Origin of the sequence: Coprococcus intestinihominis (assembly GCF_040096555.1) — a bacterium.
Classification (GTDB): domain Bacteria; phylum Bacillota; class Clostridia; order Lachnospirales; family Lachnospiraceae; genus Coprococcus_A; species Coprococcus_A intestinihominis.
Window position 1 is genome coordinate 1 of the sequence record NZ_JBBMEK010000315.1, and the last position, 3,439, is coordinate 3,439.

General features: G+C 40.4%; 7 protein-coding genes. 4 read left to right on the forward strand and 3 right to left on the reverse strand.

Annotation, left to right across the window (positions count from 1 at the left end):
* The 3 genes from WMO25_RS16330 to WMO25_RS16340 all read left to right on the forward strand — a co-directional run.
* Positions 1 to 470, forward strand: a 470-nt coding sequence (locus WMO25_RS16330; RefSeq protein ID WP_349086221.1) for a C69 family dipeptidase, incomplete at its 5' end; no start/stop codon positions are given.
* A gap of 73 nt (positions 471 to 543) precedes the next feature.
* Positions 544 to 759, forward strand: a complete 216-nt coding sequence (locus WMO25_RS16335) for a type II toxin-antitoxin system Phd/YefM family antitoxin (RefSeq protein WP_015515178.1) — start codon at positions 544 to 546, stop codon at positions 757 to 759.
* A complete protein-coding gene (locus tag WMO25_RS16340) occupies positions 756 to 1,193 on the forward strand; it encodes a PIN domain-containing protein (protein ID WP_349086222.1) in 438 nt (145 codons plus the stop codon). The genes WMO25_RS16335 and WMO25_RS16340 overlap by 4 nt, the downstream gene beginning before the upstream one ends.
* A gap of 167 nt (positions 1,194 to 1,360) precedes the next feature.
* Here the strand turns inward: WMO25_RS16340 and WMO25_RS16345 are convergent, their stop codons facing one another.
* From WMO25_RS16345 to WMO25_RS16355, 3 genes are all read right to left on the reverse strand, one after another.
* Positions 1,361 to 1,621 carry a type II toxin-antitoxin system prevent-host-death family antitoxin gene (locus WMO25_RS16345; RefSeq protein ID WP_349086223.1) on the reverse strand — a complete coding sequence of 87 codons (261 nt, stop codon included), beginning with the start codon at positions 1,619 to 1,621 and terminating at the stop codon, positions 1,361 to 1,363.
* A gap of 65 nt (positions 1,622 to 1,686) precedes the next feature.
* Entirely contained in the window at positions 1,687 to 2,334 is a 648-nt protein-coding gene (locus tag WMO25_RS16350) for an SdpI family protein (RefSeq protein WP_253059243.1), read from the reverse strand.
* Complete coding sequence (locus WMO25_RS16355; protein ID WP_147322537.1) at positions 2,318 to 2,602, reverse strand: autorepressor SdpR family transcription factor; 285 nt, start codon at positions 2,600 to 2,602, stop codon at positions 2,318 to 2,320. Before WMO25_RS16355 ends, WMO25_RS16350 begins: the two co-directional genes overlap by 17 nt.
* A gap of 267 nt (positions 2,603 to 2,869) precedes the next feature.
* Between WMO25_RS16355 and WMO25_RS16360 the strand changes: the two genes are divergently transcribed.
* A partial coding sequence (locus tag WMO25_RS16360; RefSeq protein ID WP_349086225.1) for a nitroreductase family protein occupies positions 2,870 to 3,439 on the forward strand: 570 nt, incomplete at its 3' end.

Below are 3,439 nucleotides of genomic sequence, written 5' to 3' on the forward strand. Positions count from 1 at the left end.
GCAATGACTTTATGTCTCTGATTCAGATTAATGATAATCGTCCGGATGATATCAAGGCCATCCAGTGGCTTGCATTTGCATCCAACGCTTTCAACGTCATGGTGCCATTTTACGCAGATATCGAGACAACACCGGATTATCTCTCCAACACAACCGGCGACGTCTCCACAGACAACTTCTACTGGTCCAGCCGAATGATCGCTGCTATGGCCGACGCTTCCTATAAGAAATCTGTCTTACATATTGAGCGTTATCAGGAACATGTCCTGTCCAAAGGACACGAAATCATTAACCGTTATGACGATATGATCCAAAACGAGGCAGATGCGGATAAACATCTTGCTTTAAAACATGAAGCCAATCTGGCTGTCGCTGATATGCTGAAAGCAGCAACTTCTGATACATTAGGTAAGGTACTCTACGAACTCAGCAATGAGATGAAAAATGCGTATTCCAGATCGGATGCTTAAATTTCGTACGATTTAATTGATATTTTCGTTCGTTTTTGTTATAATAATATATATCAATCAAAGGAGGGGTATCATGGCTATTACTGCTACCGAATTAAAAAATAACCTTGGAAAGTATTTAATTCTTGCCGCCACTGAAGATATTTTTATTACCAAAAACGGTAAAACAATTGCCAAACTCACATCTCCCTATCAAAACAAATTAGATACGGTAGATGCTCTTTTTGGTTCTATCCCAGATACGATTACATTTGAAGAAGCACGAAAGGAGCAATTGAGTAAAGTATGAAAGTATTAATAGATACCTGTGTTGTTATTGACTTTTTACAAAAGAGAGAACCTTTTGCGAATGCCGCCTGGAAACTATTCCGTACTATTGCAACAGAGCAATTAGCTGGTTACATCACCGCAAAAGAAACAACCGATATTTATTATCTTATGCATCGCTTTACTCACAGCGACCAGGAAAGTCGACATCTGCTTAATCAACTTTTAAGCCTCATAAGCATACTTGACACATCATCAGAAGATATTTTTCATGCTCTTTCCTCTGACATCTCTGATTTTGAGGATGCCGTTATGACCGAAACAGCTATTCGCTCTAAAATGGACTGCATTATTACACGAAATAAAAAAGATTATACAAAAGCAGAAATTCCTATATATGATCCCATAGAATTCTGGAATCTATTGAAAAATGATGATGTCAATGATATCTATTAATTCTCTGCCCAGTATATCTTGAATAATGAAACAGGGACTGCCATCCGGCAGTCCCTGTTTCATTTTCAATGATTCATATTGTAATTATTTATCCATTTTTAAAACGATAAATCAGATGAAAAATAAGCTAATCAAGTAATTTATCCACATGCTCGGAGATTATCAATTTATAAGCCATACTTAGCTCTCATCTCCTTCAACGCTGACCGTGCATCTTTTGTCTGTCCATTTTCAATCTGCTTTTCAGATATTTCTATATCACGATAGATGGCTAACTGGCGCATCACCGCTTCATAGTTTTCCATACTCATAATCACCATGTCACCATATCCGTTTTTCGTGATATAAATAGGTCCATCGGCTTCGTGACACATTTCCGAAATCTCTGAAGTCTTTTTCAACTCTTTAATAGGAATAATCTTTGGCATAATAAAGCCTCCTTTTATGGCCTAATTATACCATTATTATATGCTTATTTCAATCACCTGATTCTCTATCCCATCTTTTTCCTGTAAAGCAGATACGAATATACCGCAACTGGAATCGTTGCCAGAAGGATCAGAGCTATCGTTACAATTTCAAACTGAGCAATCGGCAAAAATCCAACTATGATCTCCAAAACACCGCACAGCATCCAAATCTTTCCTGCAAACCGGTGCGTTCTATCCCAGTTCTCCGTATCACTCAGTGTCCATGGCAGCTTGATACCAATTGTATAATTCTGGCGGCATTTCGGCAGATAGTTGCCGATGACAATGAATATCACACCGAGCAGCAGATTGGCCATAAAATTGATATTCACCCATGGCCAGTTCAGAGCCGTACCATAAATCGTAACCCCCACAAAAACAGAAATAACAGGGCAAATCCAAAGCACCAGTCGATAAATCTTACTGCTGATATTTCTCCGTCGTGGATCAACGCTTGTAATAATGGCAGCGAACCAATGGCAGGCGAATATAACAAGATAAATAAATGTCACGCCCCACAATTTGCTCTGGTAAGAATCAGCTACGCCTTCACTATTAAAATGCACCGGTATCTGTTCCGGCAACTGATGCCACAGAAGCAGTCCCACCAGTACAGGCAGTAAAATAATCAGACTTGTAATCATTAAAATACGCTTATTCTCCTTGATCATCAGAAGAACCTCCCTTCAATTCCGAAAGCCACAGCATTACTTCCTCTACGACAGAAGTATTCAGCGTGTAATAAATATAATTCTTCTCCTTCGTCTCAAAAATAAGCCCGGCTTTCTTCAAAATATTCAAATGATAGGAAATCGTCGCTCCCGTCATATCAAAATGCGAACCGATCTCTCCGGCAGACATCCGTCCTTCCCGAAGCAGCATCAGGATATCCCTTCGCACAGAATCAGACAATGCCTTGAATGTCTCAGCAAATCCCATAACCACCATCCTTTTTATCATTTAAAGCTATTTAGAAATATTTCTAAATACAGTATATATCCGTCGCCCTTCCCTGTCAATAGCTATTTAGATATTTTTCTAAATACTAGTCTTATTCTTCTTTTCTATGGAGAAGTTACAAATAACTGTTGTAGATTCAACAATAGATGTGCGATAATAGATTTTAGAGTCCAATTGATGCTTATCGGATCCTTCGGGCTCAGACTTATTATAACTATATTTATCATAGAAGAGGTTTTTGGAAATATGAATGAAATCATTAATGCGCTTTATCAAAGGAAATCCGTCCGGGTTTTCACAGATGACCCTATCACAGATGAAGATAAAAAACTGATCCTGACATCCGCCATCCAGGCGCCCTCCGCCGGATGCCAGCTGCTCTACACCATTCTGGATATCACTGATCAGACCAAAAAAGATCGTTTAGCTGACCTTTGCGATCATCAGGCTTTCATTGCCGCAGGGCAGATGGTACTGATTTTCTGTGCCGACTGTCAGAAATGGGATGCTTTCTATAAGGAGGCCGGGATCTCACCGCGCTGTCCCGGTGCCGGTGATCTGCTCCTTGCTGTGGAAGATGCCATGATCGCTGCGCAGAATGCAGTTGTTGCAGCTGAAAGTCTCGGCATCGGCTCCTGCTATATCGGCGACATTATGGAGAATGTCGAAGAAATCCGGACACTGCTGGCACTCCCGGAATATGTCTATCCGGCCTGTATGCTTGTATTCGGACATCCCACAGCGCAGCAGCAAAACCGTACGAAACCATCCCGTTTTGATCTGAGTGATATTGTCTGCGAAAATGCTTATCAGGCA